Here is a 14,344-nt window from a genome sequence, read left to right on the forward strand (position 1 = left end):
CAGCGATGGCCGATTGTGCCGCATTCGATGATCCATGCGGGGGGATTCCCGGCGACTGCGCTGCCAGGCCCGCATGCCTGTCAGCTCCAGTCGCGCGGCTCTAAAGCCGAAAACGCGTCAGCAGCGTATTCAGCGCCACGGCCAGGCGCGACAGCTCCTGGCTCGCCGCAGTGGTCTGGTCGGCGCCAGCCGAACTCTGCAGCGACAGATCACGGATATTGACCAGGTTGCGGTCAACTTCGCGGGCCACCTGCGCCTGCTGTTCCGATGCGCTGGCAATGACCAGGTTGCGCTCGTTGATGGTTCCGATGGCCTCGGTGATCGTATCCAGTGCAGCACCAGCGGACTGCGCCAGTTCCAGGGTCGAGTCGGCGCGCTCCATGCTGGCGTTCATGGTAGCCACGGCCTGCTCGGTTTCCTTTTGGATGGCGCCGATCATTTGCTCGATCTCGCCCGTGGACTGCTGGGTGCGCTGTGCCAGCGCCCGTACTTCGTCGGCTACCACGGCAAAGCCACGTCCTTGATCGCCGGCACGCGCCGCTTCGATGGCTGCGTTGAGGGCCAGCAGGTTGGTCTGGTCGGCGATGGCGCGGATGACATTGACCACCTGACCGATATTGCGCACGTTGCCGGCGAGCAGGCTGACTTCTTCCCCCGCGCTGCCGATGTCCGCTGTCAGCAGGCGGATCGAGTCGATGGTTCGGCCGACCTGGGCATGACCATGGCGCGCACTCTGATCGGTATCGCGTGTGGCTTGCGAGGTGTTCACGGCATTGCGCGCCACTTCCTCCACCGCTGCGGTCATCTCGGTCACGGCAGTGACGGCCTGCTCGATTTCGGCATTCTGTTGATACAGGCCACGCCTGCCGTCTTCGGTGACCGCGTGCAGCTCCTCGGACGAGGAGGCCAGCAGGCTGGAGGAGTCGGCGACCTGTTGCAGGGTGTCGCGCAGGTTATGGCGCATGGCGTCGAGTGCCTGGAGCAACTGCGCCGGTTCATCCGTCCCCGCGTCGGAGATGTCGTGGTTGAGGTCGCCAGCGGCGATGTCTTGGGCGATGCTGACGGCCAGAGCTAGTGGTTGGGTGATACTCCGTGTGAGCAGCAGCGCGAGGACAATGGTGCTGGCGATGGCGGCTACAAGGGCGATGAGCACGACCTCAATGGCGTTGCTGTAGGCTGACTTGCTTTCGCTAGCAGCCAGCTTGGCGCCTTTCTCGTTCTGTCGTACCAAGGCCTGTAAGGCGACGACGACGGCATTGGCATGCGCGCTCAAGTCGCCTGCGACCAGTTGTTGAACCTGAGCTTCATCGCCCGCGCTCATCGCATTCATGACCTGCGCCTGCGTGTTCATGTAGCGTTCGCGCTCATCCCGAAAACGCTCATAGACATGCTGCTCTTCGTCTGAATTGATCAGCGCGACATAGGCCTGCTCGGCTTGCTCAAGGAGATGCTTGCACTGTTCTATCTTCGCCTGATCGGCGGCCCGTTGCTGGGCGTCGCGGATGATATGAGCGCGCAGAGTCAAGGCGCGCACCCTGGACATGTTCATGCTTATGTCTTCGAGGGCCAGGACGGCGGGCAACCACTTCCTTTCGATGGCATCGGATGCCTCGTCCATGCGCTTCATCTGCGCCAGGGTGATGGTGCCCAGCAGTAACACCAGCAGGGCCAGCAGGGCGAAGCCCGCCGCCGCTCGCGTACCGATACGGAGTTTTCTCAACAACATACGAACCTCATGACAGAACGGAGAGCTTGGCTCGGCTCAGTGGGATGGGCGGGGTGAGCGCTAGCGAGGTATCCGCTGAATGCCGGGCAGGTCGGCGAGTGCGAAGTCCGGGCGGCCGAACAGGTAACCCTGCAGCCAATCGCTGTCGAGGCTCCTGGCGCGCTGCAGGTCTTCTTGCGTCTCGATGCCCTCGACGATCACGCAGGGCGCCAGCGTCTTGCACAGCTCCAGCAGGTACTTGAGGGTTCGCTCGCCTTGTGTGGTGGTGCGGGCACGCTGGATATAGCTCTGGTCGATCTTGATGATGTCCGGCTGGCTTTGCTGGATGAAGGCCAATGTGCCGAAGCCCGAACCGAAGTCGTCTACCGCTACCTGGCAACCGCTGTTGCGCAGGTGCGTCACCAGTTCCACGGCGCTGCTGTGGCAGGGCGGTACGGTGCTTTCGGTGATTTCCACGACCAGCCGCCGAGCCACCGCATGGTCGGCCTCCAGCGCTTCCAGCGTGCTGTCCCAGTCCTGATCCCAGACCGTGCTCAGGGCCGAGATGTTGCAGCCCAGGGTGAGCGTGGGATGCGCCTGCAGCAGGCTGATCAGGGTGCTCAGCACTCGGTGATCCAGCGGGCGGATGACGTGCAGGCGTTCGAGCAGCGGAAAGGGGTTGAAGCCCAGCCCGCCACCTTCATGGCGCAACAGGCTTTCTCGATAGAGAATCTGCTCGGGGTCATGCGCGGCGACCACCGCCTGGAAGGCCAGGCAGAAGTGGCCGCGCTGCAGTTCATCGTAGAACAGATGGGCGCGTTGCAGGTCGTCCAGTGCCTCCGGGGCGATGGGCGGCATGAGAGAGGGGGTGCGGATCATGCCCGCGCCTCTTGGCAGAACCTGCATATCGCTGGGCCGTACATCTTTCATTCCTTTGCTGAGGCCGTTGTCGAGCAGAGCAACGCGGGTGACGGCGAGAGCCAAACGCCCTTGCCGATGCGGGTTTAAACAGAGCCTGGAGAGTGGTGACGCTGTCGCGATTGCGCCTGCCTGGGCAGGGCGCTCCGCCGCGCAGGCAGCCTGGCGGCAGTGGGCTGACAGGCCTCCGCTGTTCTCGGCGAAGGCTGTGAACGGCTAGACACTATCGTCCCATTCCGGGGCTGGGCAGGAGAAGTGTTCTCAGATACAAATCGCATGTCCACGGAGTCACCCCTGTTGCCCGTGGCTCGAACGAGATACAGGAGTTTCGATGCATTCGCTTACCACGTCCTGCTTCCAGGTGCTGCTCAAGGCCTTTGCTGGCCGTGACTCAGCTATCCCGGGGCTGGAGCAGATGCTTGCCAGCGCTGCCCAGATTCCCGTGCTGCAGGTCTACCGTTTTCTCGAGGCGCAGGTGGCCGAGAGCGGTGACCTGGATCTGGGCTTGCGTGCCTACGCACATTTCCATCCCAGCCTGCTGGGGGTGAAGAGCTACGCCATGATGTCCAGCGCGACCCTGAAGGACGCATTGCAGCACATGGTGGATTACCACCCGCTGACCAGTGATGGCTCGCACCTGTTTCTGGAGCAGGATCAGGAGCAGCTCAGGTTGGTGGGGCTGGAAATAGGGGCCGTGCGGCGTCAGGCTCCACGGGCCTTCATCGATGCCGGGGCGGCCCTGGCACTGGCTGCGGTGCATTGGCTGGCGCCCTTCCAGCGGCCGATGCCACTGATGCTGGAGCTGACCTATGCGCAACCCGAGGACACTCGAGCACTACGGCGGCTGTTCGGCGCCGAGCTGCGCTTCGGCGCTGCCAGGAACTGCATGACCTTCAGCCTGGCCGATGGCGCGATTGCCTTGCCGACGGCAGCGCCAGCTCTGCATCCATTGCATGTCGAATACGCCAGAACCTGGCTGGACGAGCAGATCGACGGCTCGCTGGAGGCCAGAGTCCGCCGGGTGCTCAGCACCCAGCTCAGCCTGGGTATCAGCCCTGGCCTGGGCGAGGTGGCGGATCAGCTCGGCATGAGCAGGCGCAGCCTGCAGCATGGCCTGATGCGCGACGCGGTGAACTTCACCCGTTTGCTCGACGACGCGCGGCGGCGGCATGCGTCCAGCCTGTTGCGCAACAGCACACGCAGCCTCAAGTACATCTCCGCGCAACTGGGCTTTCGTGACCAGAGCAGCTTCCACAAGGCCTGCATGCGCTGGTTCGGCGTGTCGCCCCAGCACTATCGGCTCGCCCCCGCCGCGCTCGAGGGCAGCGCCTGAGCAGCAGCCAGGCGCGTCCGTCGATTGTTGGCTCTGCCGGGGGACAAATCTGTTGTTGTCACTTATCATACGTCTGACAACTGCATAGACGGTTGTTCATCCCGGCGCTGCAGCCGGGCCTCATTCAGTGTCCCCGGGTGACCTCGTCGCCCCCTCTGACAGGAGAACACCATGCTGAGTCTGACTGGCCACAACTACATCGGCGGTGAGCGCCGCGCCGCCGGCACCACCTCGCTCCAGAGCCTCGACGCCAGCAGCGGTGAAGCGCTGCCCTACAGCTTCATCCAGGCCACGCCGGAAGAAGTCGATGCCGCCGCCCAGGCTGCCGCTGCCGCTTACCCCAGCTACCGCAGCCTGTCGGCCGTGCGCCGTGCCGAGTTCCTCGAGGCCATCGCTGACGAGATCGACGCCCTGGGCGATGACTTCGTCGCCCTGGTTTGCCGTGAAACCGCGCTGCCGGCTGCCCGCATCCAGGGTGAACGTGGTCGTACAAGTGGCCAGATGCGCCTGTTCGCCAAGGTGCTGCGCCGGGGTGATTTCTACGGTGCCCGTATCGACCGCGCCCTGCCGGATCGCCAGCCGCTGCCGCGCCCAGATCTGCGCCAGTACCAGATCGGCGTCGGCCCGGTCGCCGTGTTTGGTGCCAGCAACTTCCCCCTGGCCTTCTCCACCGCTGGTGGCGACACCGCGTCCGCCCTGGCGGCCGGCTGCCCGGTGGTGTTCAAGGCGCACAGCGGCCACATGGCCACTGCCGAATGCGTGGCCGATGCGGTGATTCGCGCCGCCGAGAAAACCGGCATGCCCAAGGGCGTGTTCAACATGATCTTCGGTGGCGGCGTCGGCGAGATTCTGGTCAAGCACCCGGCCATCCAGGCGGTCGGCTTCACCGGCTCGCTGAAGGGCGGCCGCGCCCTGTGCGACATGGCTGCCGCCCGTCCGCAGCCGATCCCGGTATTCGCCGAGATGTCCAGCGTCAACCCGGTGATCGTCCTGCCGGGCGCGCTCGCGACCCGTGGCGCTACCGTGGCCAAGGAATTGGCCGGTTCCGTGGTGCTGGGCTGTGGCCAGTTCTGCACCAACCCGGGCCTGGTCATCGGCATACGCAGCGCCGCGTTCAGCGATTTCGTCGCGGCCCTCAGCGACGCCATCGCCAGCCAACCGGCGCAGACCATGCTCAATGCCGGCACCCTGCGCAGCTATGCCAGCGGCCTGGCGCACCTGCACGGCCACGCCAAGGTCACCCACCTGGCGGGCAACGAGCAGGCCGGCAACCAGGCGCAGCCGCAACTGTTCAAGGCCGACGTCAGCATGCTGCTCGAAGGTGACCCGTTGCTGCAGGAAGAAGTCTTCGGCCCGACCACCATCGTCGTCGAAGCCGCCGACAGCGCCGAACTGACCCGTGCCCTGCAGAGCATGCACGGGCAACTGACCGCCACCCTGATCGCCGAGCGTGACGATCTGAGCGCCTTCCGTGACCTGCTGCCGCTGCTGGAGACCAAGGCTGGCCGTGTGCTGCTCAATGGCTACCCGACCGGCGTGGAAGTGTGCGATGCCATGGTGCATGGCGGCCCCTACCCGGCCACCTCCGATGCCCGTGGCACCTCCGTCGGCACCCTGGCGATCCACCGCTTCCTGCGCCCGGTGTGCTACCAGAACTACCCGGATGAAGTGCTGCCCGAAGCCCTGCAGAACGCCAACCCGCTGGGCATCCAGCGCCTGGTGGATGGCGTGCATACCCGTGATGCGCTGAGCTGATCGCGCTCTGCTGGTGACGGAAAGCCCCGGCTGCCAACCCGGGGCTTTTGCATATCTGCCGTTCCTCCGCTCACCGAGTGGGGGATCTTCCAGGTGCTTGCACGCCCTGGCAGAGGGCAGCAGTGGATGAGAAAGGCGAACTGAACTGCGAGGCGTGTGGCCGGGTCTGTTTAAGTACCCCTCATGGAATGCAAAGGAGCACCGCATGGATCTTATCCGTATCCTCATCGCCATCCTGCTGCCGCCGCTGGGCGTTTTTCTGCAGGTGGGTTTCGGCGGCGCGTTCTGGCTGAACATCCTGCTCACCCTGCTGGGCTACATTCCCGGCATCGTGCACGCGGTGTACATCATCGCCAAGCGCTGAGGTCTGTTCCGAGCCCATTCGCCTACCCATAACGTCGAACGCGCTTTCTCCCCTCTCCCGCTTGCGGGGCGACAGCGGAAACAGCGAAGCACTGCTTCGCCCGCTGTCGCGACCTGAGCTCTGCGAAGGGCTGGGGCACAGGGTGGGCCGGGGGAGAGGGCAGAAAATAGCGCTGCAATTTCCTTATCCGCCCCTGGCTACGGCCCGCCACTTCTCAATGGCGAAGCCCCTCACTCCCGCCGCAAGAAGTGCACACTGAACAACTGCGCCGGGTCGCGCCACATGGCCACGGAAGCGAAGCCGCAGTCGCCTGCCAGCTCGCGAAAGCCGCCCGGCGTGTACTTGTAGGAATTCTCCGTGTGCAGCGTCTCATCGGCGGCGAAGTCGAACACGCGGTCTTCGATGCGTACTCGTTGCGCCTGGCGGCTGACCAGGTGCATCTCGATGCGCGACTCGGCCTCGTTGTAGAAGGCCCGGTGCTCGAAGCGGCGCGGGTCGATATCGCAGTCCAGCTCGTTGCGCATGCGCTCGAGCAGGTTGAGGTTGAACAGCGCAGTGACCCCGGCCTGATCGTTGTAGGCGCGCTCCAGCACCTGGCGATCCTTGACCAGATCCACGCCGATCAGCAAGCCACTGCCCGCCGGCAACGCCTGATGCAGGTTGCGCAGAAAGGCGCGGGCCTCGCTCGGGTCGAAATTGCCGATGCTGGAGCCGGGAAAGAACGCCAGCGGGCGTTGCCCCAGTGCGTCGGCGGGCAGCTTCAGCGGTAGGCTGAAGTCGGCGCACAGGGCGTGCACATCCAACCAGCGATAGTCGGCCGCCAGGCGCCGGGTGCAGATCTCCAGAAACTCGCGGGAAATATCGATGCCCAGGTAACGCGCCGGGCGCAGGGCTTCGAGCAGCAGGCGGATCTTGCGGCTGGCGCCGCTGCCCAGCTCCACCAGGCTGGCGTTGCGCCCGGCCAGCTCGGCGATATCCTTGGCCGCCAGACGCAGGATGGTCTCTTCGGTTCGCGTCGGGTAGTACTCCGGCTGCTGGCAGATCAGCTCGAAGAGCTGCGAGCCGCGATGATCGTAGAAGAACTTCGGCGACATCGCCTTCGGGCTGGCCGCGAAGCCGCGCAAGGCTTCCTTGCGCAGGCTTTGCTGTTCCGGGCTCAGGGATTGTTCGTGGGTGCGGATTGCCAATGCCATGCTCAAAGCTCCTTGGCCAGGCGCAGGCCGGAGAACTGCCAGCGCATCGTGGGGTAGAAGAAATTGCGGTAGGTGGGGCGCACGTGATCCTCGGGTGTGGCGCAACAGCCGCCGCGCAACACCATCTGCCCAGACATGAACTTGCCGTTGTACTCACCCAGGCTGCCGCCCAGCGGACGGAAACCGGGGTAGGGCCGGTAGGCGCTGGCCGTCCATTCCCAGACATCGCCATAGAGCTGCTGCAGACCATCCCCCGCGCCTGCGGCCACCGGCTGCAGGTGATCGTTCTCGACGAAGTTGCCCCACAGCGGCTCGTCCTGCGCGGCCACCTCCCATTCCTCTTCGCGCGGCAGGCGTGCCTGCGCCCAGGTGGCGAATGCCTCGGCCTCGTAGTAGCTCAGGTGGCAGACCGGCGCATGCAGATCCAGCTCGCGCGGCCCGCCCAGGGTCAGCTCCAGCCAGTCGTCGCCCTCGCGCAGCCAGTACAGCGGCGCCTGCCAGCCGGCGCGTTGGATATGATCCCAGCCGTCCGCCAGCCACAGCGCCGTGCTGCGGTAACCGCCATCACGGATGAACTGCAGATACTCGCCATTGCTCACTGGCCGGCTGGCGAGCTGGAAGGCCTCGACGAACACCCGGTGGCGCGGCCGCTCGCAATCGAAGGCGAAGCCCTCGCCGGCATGGCCGACATGGCGCAACCCGGCGGGAAAATCGATCCAGCGCAGCTCGCTTGCCGCCGCGCCGCCCGACTTGAGGTCGCGGCGATAAACCGGCCGCAACGGGTTCTGCGCCAGGATGTGCTTGATATCCATCAGCAGCAGCTCCTGATGCTGCTGCTCGTGCTCCAGGCCCAGCTCGATACGCTGCAGCGCCTCATCGGCCAGCGCGCTGCCGGGCTGGAGCAACTGCTCCATGGCCAGGTCGACATGGCTGCGATAGGCGTACACCTCGTTCACCGTCGGCCGCGACAACAAACCCCGCCGCGCCCGCTCGAAGGGCGCGCCATGGGTCTGATAGTAGGAATTGAACAGATGGTCGTAGCGCTCATCCAGCGGGCGATAGCTCGGCAGGAAGGGCTTTAGCACGAAGGCCTCGAAGAACCAGGTGACATGGGCCAGGTGCCATTTAGGCGGGCTCACGTCCGGCATGCTCTGGATCACATAGTCTTCAGGTTCCAGCGGCTCGCAGAGCCGTTCGCTGGCGGCACGCACCCGCTGGTAGCGCTGCCATAACTGTTCGAGTCGAGAAGGTGAGGCGTCGATCCTGCTGGCGCGGTCTCGCATATCGCGCATCCTTTGCTGGCGTCGCGAAGCGCGACGGTTCTTAAAACCGACTGGGCGATAAGGGCAAAGGTTCAGGGAAAAGTGTGGCGTTTATATGGCAGGGGGCGATGGGCGCAATGCGCCCTAGTCTGATGTGGCGATCAGGCCGATCGGGGGCGGTTTTTCGTTTGAGCGACTGCATTACAGCCGAGGTGACGTAGATAACCTCTGACCATCCGCATTTAGGTAACATGCGCCGTTTAGTTTTTGCAGCCGTGAGCCAGCTTGCTCCGGCTGCCAAGCGTTCAGACTCGGAGCATCTGCAGTGAACCACGCGGTCCACAACAAACTGGTTTCTTTCATCTGGTCGATTGCCGACGACTGCCTGCGTGACGTGTATGTGCGCGGCAAATACCGCGACGTCATCCTGCCCATGGTGGTGCTGCGCCGCCTGGATGCCCTGCTGGAGCCGACCAAGCCCAAGGTGATGGAAGAGCTGGCATTCCAGCGTAGCGCCATGAGCACCACCGAGCTGGACGACAGCGCCCTGCGCGCGGCCTCCGGCTACGTGTTCTACAACATCAGCAACTGGACGCTGAGCCAGCTCTACAAGACCGCCACCAACAACCAGCAGATTCTCCAGGCCAACGTCGAGGAATACCTCGATGGCTTCAGCGACAACGTCAAGGACATCATCCGCCGCTTCAACCTCAAGGCCCAGGTGCGCCACATGGCCAGCAAGGATGTGCTGCTGGACGTGCTGGAGAAGTTCACCTCGCCCTATATCAACCTCACCCCTGCAGACGCGGAAGACCCCAAGGGCAACCGCCTGCCGGCTCTGAGCAACCTGGGCATGGGTTACGTCTTTGAGGAACTGATCCGCAAGTTCAACGAAGAGAACAACGAAGAGGCTGGCGAACACTTCACCCCGCGTGAAGTGATCGAGCTGATGACCCATCTGGTCTTCGACCCGATCAAGGATCGCCTGCCCAACGTCATGACCATCTACGACCCGGCCTGCGGCAGCGGCGGCATGCTCACCGAGTCGCAGAACTTCATCGAGGAGAAGTACCCCGCGCAAGGCACCACGCGCGACGTCCACCTGTACGGCAAGGAAATCAACGACGAGACCTATGCCATCTGCAAGTCGGACATGATGATCAAGGGCAACAACCCGGCCAACATTCGCCCCGGCTCCACCCTGTCGGTGGACGAGTTCGCCGGCAGCCGCTTCGACTTCATGCTGTCCAACCCGCCTTACGGCAAGAGCTGGGCCAGTGAGCAGAAATTCATCAAGGACGGCAGCGAAGTCATCGACCCGCGCTTCAAGGTCGCCCTGCGTGACTACTGGGGCCACCTCGAGGCGCAGGACGCCACCCCGCGCTCCAGCGACGGGCAACTGCTGTTCCTCATGGAAATGGTCAGCAAGATGAAGGCGTCAGGCGACAGCGGCCTCGGCTCGCGCATCGCCTCGGTGCATAACGGCTCCAGCCTGTTTACCGGCGACGCTGGCGGTGGCGAGAGCAATATCCGCCGTTACCTGATCGAGAACGACCTGCTCGACGCCATCATCCAGTTGCCCAACAACCTGTTCTACAACACCGGCATCACCACCTACATCTGGCTGCTGTCGAGCAACAAACCGGCGCAGCGCCGGGGCAAGGTGCAACTGATCGACGCCAGCCTGCTCTACCGCAAACTGCGCAAGAACCTCGGCAACAAGAACTGCGAGTTCGCCCCTGAACATATCGAGCAAATCACCCAGACCTACCTTGACCTCGCCAGCATCGACCGCCCGGCTGGCGGCGACGGCATTGCCGCGCAGGTATTCGACAACCGCGATTTCGGCTACCACAAGGTCAGCATCGAGCGGCCAGACCGGCGCAAGGCCCAGTTCAGCGCCGAGCGCATCGAAACCCTGCGCTTCGACAAGGCCCTGCGCGAACCCATGCAGTGGATCTACCAGCAGTGGGGCGACGCGGTGTACCAGGACGACACCCTGGCCCAGCACGACAAGGCCATTCTCGCTTGGTGCGAAGAGCAAGGTCTGGAGCTCAACACCAAGCAACGCAAGAAGCTGCTGAGCCTGGAAACCTGGGCTAAGCAATCGCTGCTGGTCACCGTGGCCAACTACCTGATGCAGGCCATCGGCCAAGAGGAGTTCGACGACTTCAACCTGTTCGCCAAACGGGTGGACAAGGTGCTCAAGCAACTGGGCAAGGACGCCGGCATCAAGCTCGCCGCCAGTGAGCGTAATCAGATACTCAATGCCGTGAGCTGGTACGACGAAAACGCCGCCAAGGTCATCCGCAAGGTGGAGAAGTTCGACCGCGCCGAACTGGCTGCGCTGCTCGCGCGCTTGGGCTGTAATGAGGTCGACCTACCGGATTTCGGTTACTACCCGAGCGACAAGGCCGGTGAATTTATCACCTACGAGCCCAACAGCGACCTGCGCGACAGCGAAAGCATCCCGCTGGCCGATTCCATCCACCGCTTCTTCAAGGCCGAAGTGCAGCCTCATGTGACAGAGGCCTGGATCAATCTGGAGTCGGTAAAGATCGGCTACGAGATCAGCTTCAATAAATACTTCTACAAGCATCAGCCACTGCGCAGCATGGAAGAGGTGGCGCGGGAAATCGTGGCGCTGGAGCAGCAGGCGGAAGGGTTGATTGCGGAGATTTTGGGGCTGGAGGTTAAGGATGTGTCGGGGGTGAAAGTTGCTTGAGGCGCATTACGACTTGAAGACTTACCGCTCGTACCAGCCTTCAGGTGCTGACTATTTTGAGGCAGCGCCCGAGCATTGGTTGGTAGTGCCCGGCATGCTGGCCCTGACTGAAAATCGTCGAGATAACAAAGGAATGAAGGAGAGCCAAGTGCTCTCCCTTAGTTATGGACGGATTATCGTCAAAGCAGAAGAAAAGCTTGTGGGTTTGGTTCCAGAGTCATTTGAAACCTATCAACTAGCTATGCCAGGCGACATCATCATCCGTTGCACTGACTTGCAGAACGATCAGACCAGCCTGCGCACAGGGCTTGTAAAGGATCGCGGCATTATCACGTCGGCCTATCTCTGTCTGGGCGTAAGAGAGGGCTTTCAATACCGCTACGTCCATTATCTCCTTCATCTTCTGGACATCTCAAAAGCCATTTATAAACTGGGCAGCGGGCTCAGGCAGAACTTGAGTTTTGATGACTTCAAGCGGTTGCCGGTACTAAAGCCTTCGTATGAAGAGCAATTACTGATTTCTGATTATCTTGACCAGAAGTCAGCACAAATTGATCAGGCAATCCAGATCAAGGAACGCCAGATCGAACTGCTGAAAGAACGCAAGCAGATACTGATCCAGCAGGCTGTAACCCGTGGCCTTGATCCGCATGCACCCATGCGGGACTCCGGTATCGAATGGATTGGCGAGATTCCGGCGCATTGGGAAGCTCTACCAAGTCGCTATCTGTTTCGTGTGGTGAGACGTAATGAGCGAGACGGTACAGAACCAAAGCTTTCTGTCACGCAGAGCAGTGGCATTGTGCTGACTTCAGAAATGCAAGAAAACTCAACTCAAGCTGAGTCATTTGATACATTTCAGGTTTGCCACGAAGATGACTTAGTGCTCAATAAATACAAGGCCCATCTTGGCGTTTTCTGGAGAGCTCCCCTGCGGGGTGTCATAACTAATAACTACACAGTGTTCAGAGCTCTACCTAGGGCCGACAGCAAGTATTATGAGATTTTATTTCATACGCCTGTATACCAATCGATTTTCAGGTCGCTGGTGTATGGCGTGACGGAAGGCATGATGCCGCTATATACCAATGATTTCTACTCAATGCTTGCCATTGCTCCACCCAAAATAGAGCAAATAGAAATCGTCGCGTACATAAACAAAAAAGGCCAGGAGCTTGATGTGGCAATCAAGAATATTCTAGGTCAAATTGAAAAGCTAAAAGAATACAAAGCCACCCTGATCAATAGCGCCGTGACCGGCAAGATCAAGGTGCCGGGTGTGGTGGAGCCAACCGAGATCGAGGAACGGGAGATCGCCTGATGAGCGTGGAGCGCGACCTGAGCTATCTGCAATCGCTGTTGCGGGAGCTGTGCGCGCTGCCGCAGGAAACCGAGTGGGTGGAGTTCAAGCAGGGCAACGACGATGCGCCGCTGATTGGCGAATACATCTCCGCCCTGGCCAATGCTGCCGCCCTGCTCGGCAAGGAGTACGGTTACCTGCTGTGGGGCATCGACGATGCCAGCCATGCCGTGATCGGCACGGCCTTCAAGCCTTCCGCCGCGCGCCATAAGCAGCAGGAGCTGGAAAGCTGGTTGCTGCAGAAGACCGCGCCGAAGATCCACTTCCGCTTCTTCGAGTTCATCGCCACCGAGGGCCTGCCGGTAGTGATTCTGGAAGTCCAGGCGGCTCGCCATACGCCGGTGCAGTTCGATGGCGTGGAATATATCCGCGTCGGCTCCTACAAGAAGAAGCTGCGCGAGTTTCCGGAAAAGGAGCGGGCGCTCTGGCGCGTGTTCGACCGCGTGCCCTTCGAGCAGCAACTGGCCGCGCAGAACCTCGGCATCGACCAGGTGCTCAAGCTGCTCGATTATTCGGCCTACTTCGACCTCACCCACCAGCCTCTGCCGGAAGGGCGCGAGGCGATCCTCGCTGCGCTGGCTGCCGATCGTATGATCCAGCGCAGTGACAGCGGGCAATGGCATATCTGCAACCTGGGCGCGATCCTCTTCGCCAAGCGTCTGCAGGACTTCCCAGTGTTAGGGCGCAAGGCCGTGCGGCTGATCCACTACAAGGGCAACGGCAAGCTGGAAACCCTGCGCGAGCTGACTGGCAACAAGGGCTATGCCCTGGGCTTCGAGGGCTTGATCGACACCCTGAAAACCCTGCTGCCGGCCAACGAGGAAATCGGCAAGGCGTTCCGCCAGGAAGTGCCGATGTACCCGGAGCTGGCCCTGCGTGAGCTGGTGGCCAACGCCATCATCCACCAGGACTTCAACCTGAGCGGCACCGGGCCGATGATCGAGCTGTTCGAGCGCCGCCTGGAAATCACCAACCCTGGCGTGCCGCTGGTCGACCCGCAGCGCTTTCTCGACAGCCCGCCGCGCAGCCGTAACGAAGGGCTGGCCTCCTTCATGCGCCGCATCGGCATCTGTGAGGAACGTGGCAGCGGCATCGACAAGGTGGTGGCGCAGACCGAGCTGTACCAGCTACCGGCGCCGATCTTCGAGCAGACCGACGAACACACCCGCGTGGTGCTGTTCGCCCATCAGGACTACCGCGACATGGGCCAGGAGGATCGTATTCGTGCCTGCTACCAGCACTGTTGCCTGAAGTACGTGAATCGCGAACCGATGAACAACACCTCGTTGCGTCAGCGCTTCCAAATCGACGAAGGCAATAGCGCCATGGTCAGCCGTATCATCAAGCAGACCATCGAGGCGGGGTTGATCCGTTTGTATGATCCGGCTGCCAACCGCAAGGCTTATCGTTATGTGCCTTGCTGGGCCTGACCGATCTCATTTGACGGTCATTTGACTGGCGCACTCTTGGCGACAGGGAAATCAGGCCAAAGGCCCCGGTTTTAGGCGCTTGCCGGCCTGTCGCTCATTTGCCGGCCATTTGACTGAATGTCTAGCGCTGGACGAATAAGCCGATTCGTTAGACATTCGGCAGGCGCTCAGCCAGCTCCGCTACTGGCTGCGATGCCAGATAAATCAGTGGGTTAGTGGCAGTTCAGGTAGGTGATGGCAAATGTCTAAGCCCTTCCTGGCCAAATGGTTTAGACATTTGTACCCCGCGCCGGGCTAGC

General features: G+C 62.1%; 10 protein-coding genes and 1 pseudogene. 6 read left to right on the forward strand and 5 right to left on the reverse strand.

Translation table 11 applies throughout. From position 1 onward, the window contains the following. Positions 1 to 100: 100 nt before the first annotated feature. The 3 genes and pseudogenes from OU800_RS00920 to OU800_RS00925 all read right to left on the reverse strand — a co-directional run bounded on the left by OU800_RS00920 (position 101) and on the right by OU800_RS00925 (position 2,584). On the reverse strand, positions 101 to 1,231 hold the full coding sequence (locus OU800_RS00920; protein WP_442964799.1) for a methyl-accepting chemotaxis protein: 1,131 nt from the start codon (positions 1,229 to 1,231) through the stop codon (positions 101 to 103). Then, a pseudogene (locus tag OU800_RS24145) lies at positions 1,232 to 1,726 on the reverse strand (MCP four helix bundle domain-containing protein); the annotation flags it as partial. A 60-nt stretch (positions 1,727 to 1,786) separates the two neighbouring features. Then, positions 1,787 to 2,584, reverse strand: coding sequence for an EAL domain-containing protein (locus OU800_RS00925; protein ID WP_268180461.1), 798 nt, complete (start codon positions 2,582 to 2,584; stop codon positions 1,787 to 1,789). Positions 2,585 to 2,954: 370 nt separating this feature from the next. Between OU800_RS00925 and OU800_RS00930 the strand changes: the two genes are divergently transcribed. The 3 genes from OU800_RS00930 (at position 2,955) to OU800_RS00940 (ending at position 6,075) form a co-directional block, all read left to right on the forward strand. Further along, positions 2,955 to 3,956 carry an AraC family transcriptional regulator gene (locus tag OU800_RS00930; protein ID WP_268180463.1) on the forward strand — a complete coding sequence of 334 codons (1,002 nt, stop codon included), beginning with the start codon at positions 2,955 to 2,957 and terminating at the stop codon, positions 3,954 to 3,956. Positions 3,957 to 4,127: 171 nt separating this feature from the next. Continuing rightward, complete coding sequence (locus tag OU800_RS00935; RefSeq protein ID WP_268180464.1) at positions 4,128 to 5,711, forward strand: aldehyde dehydrogenase (NADP(+)); 1,584 nt, start codon at positions 4,128 to 4,130, stop codon at positions 5,709 to 5,711. A 205-nt stretch (positions 5,712 to 5,916) separates the two neighbouring features. Continuing rightward, complete coding sequence (locus OU800_RS00940; RefSeq protein ID WP_003084988.1) at positions 5,917 to 6,075, forward strand: YqaE/Pmp3 family membrane protein; 159 nt, start codon at positions 5,917 to 5,919, stop codon at positions 6,073 to 6,075. Between the two features lie 230 nt (positions 6,076 to 6,305). Here OU800_RS00940 and egtD read toward each other — a convergent pair whose 3' ends face one another. Together egtD and egtB are read right to left on the reverse strand one after the other, a co-directional pair. Continuing rightward, entirely contained in the window at positions 6,306 to 7,268 is a 963-nt protein-coding gene (egtD, locus tag OU800_RS00945; RefSeq protein ID WP_268180465.1) for an L-histidine N(alpha)-methyltransferase, read from the reverse strand. A gap of 2 nt (positions 7,269 to 7,270) precedes the next feature. Then, entirely contained in the window at positions 7,271 to 8,551 is a 1,281-nt protein-coding gene (gene egtB, locus OU800_RS00950; RefSeq protein WP_268180466.1) for an ergothioneine biosynthesis protein EgtB, read from the reverse strand. A gap of 304 nt (positions 8,552 to 8,855) precedes the next feature. Between egtB and OU800_RS00955 the strand changes: the two genes are divergently transcribed. Genes OU800_RS00955 through OU800_RS00965 form a run of 3 tightly spaced genes read left to right on the forward strand, consistent with a single transcriptional unit; the run spans position 8,856 to position 14,045 of the window. Then, positions 8,856 to 11,255, forward strand: a complete 2,400-nt coding sequence (locus OU800_RS00955; RefSeq protein WP_268180468.1) for a type I restriction-modification system subunit M — start codon at positions 8,856 to 8,858, stop codon at positions 11,253 to 11,255. 13 nt (positions 11,256 to 11,268) lie between these two features. Then, positions 11,269 to 12,576 carry a restriction endonuclease subunit S gene (locus tag OU800_RS00960; protein WP_268180470.1) on the forward strand — a complete coding sequence of 436 codons (1,308 nt, stop codon included), beginning with the start codon at positions 11,269 to 11,271 and terminating at the stop codon, positions 12,574 to 12,576. Then, on the forward strand, positions 12,576 to 14,045 hold the full coding sequence (locus OU800_RS00965; RefSeq protein ID WP_268180471.1) for an ATP-binding protein: 1,470 nt from the start codon (positions 12,576 to 12,578) through the stop codon (positions 14,043 to 14,045). Before OU800_RS00960 ends, OU800_RS00965 begins: the two co-directional genes overlap by 1 nt. Positions 14,046 to 14,344 lie beyond the last annotated feature (299 nt).

The sequence above is a fragment of the Pseudomonas sp. GOM7 genome (assembly GCF_026723825.1).
Taxonomy (GTDB): Bacteria; Pseudomonadota; Gammaproteobacteria; order Pseudomonadales; family Pseudomonadaceae; genus Aquipseudomonas.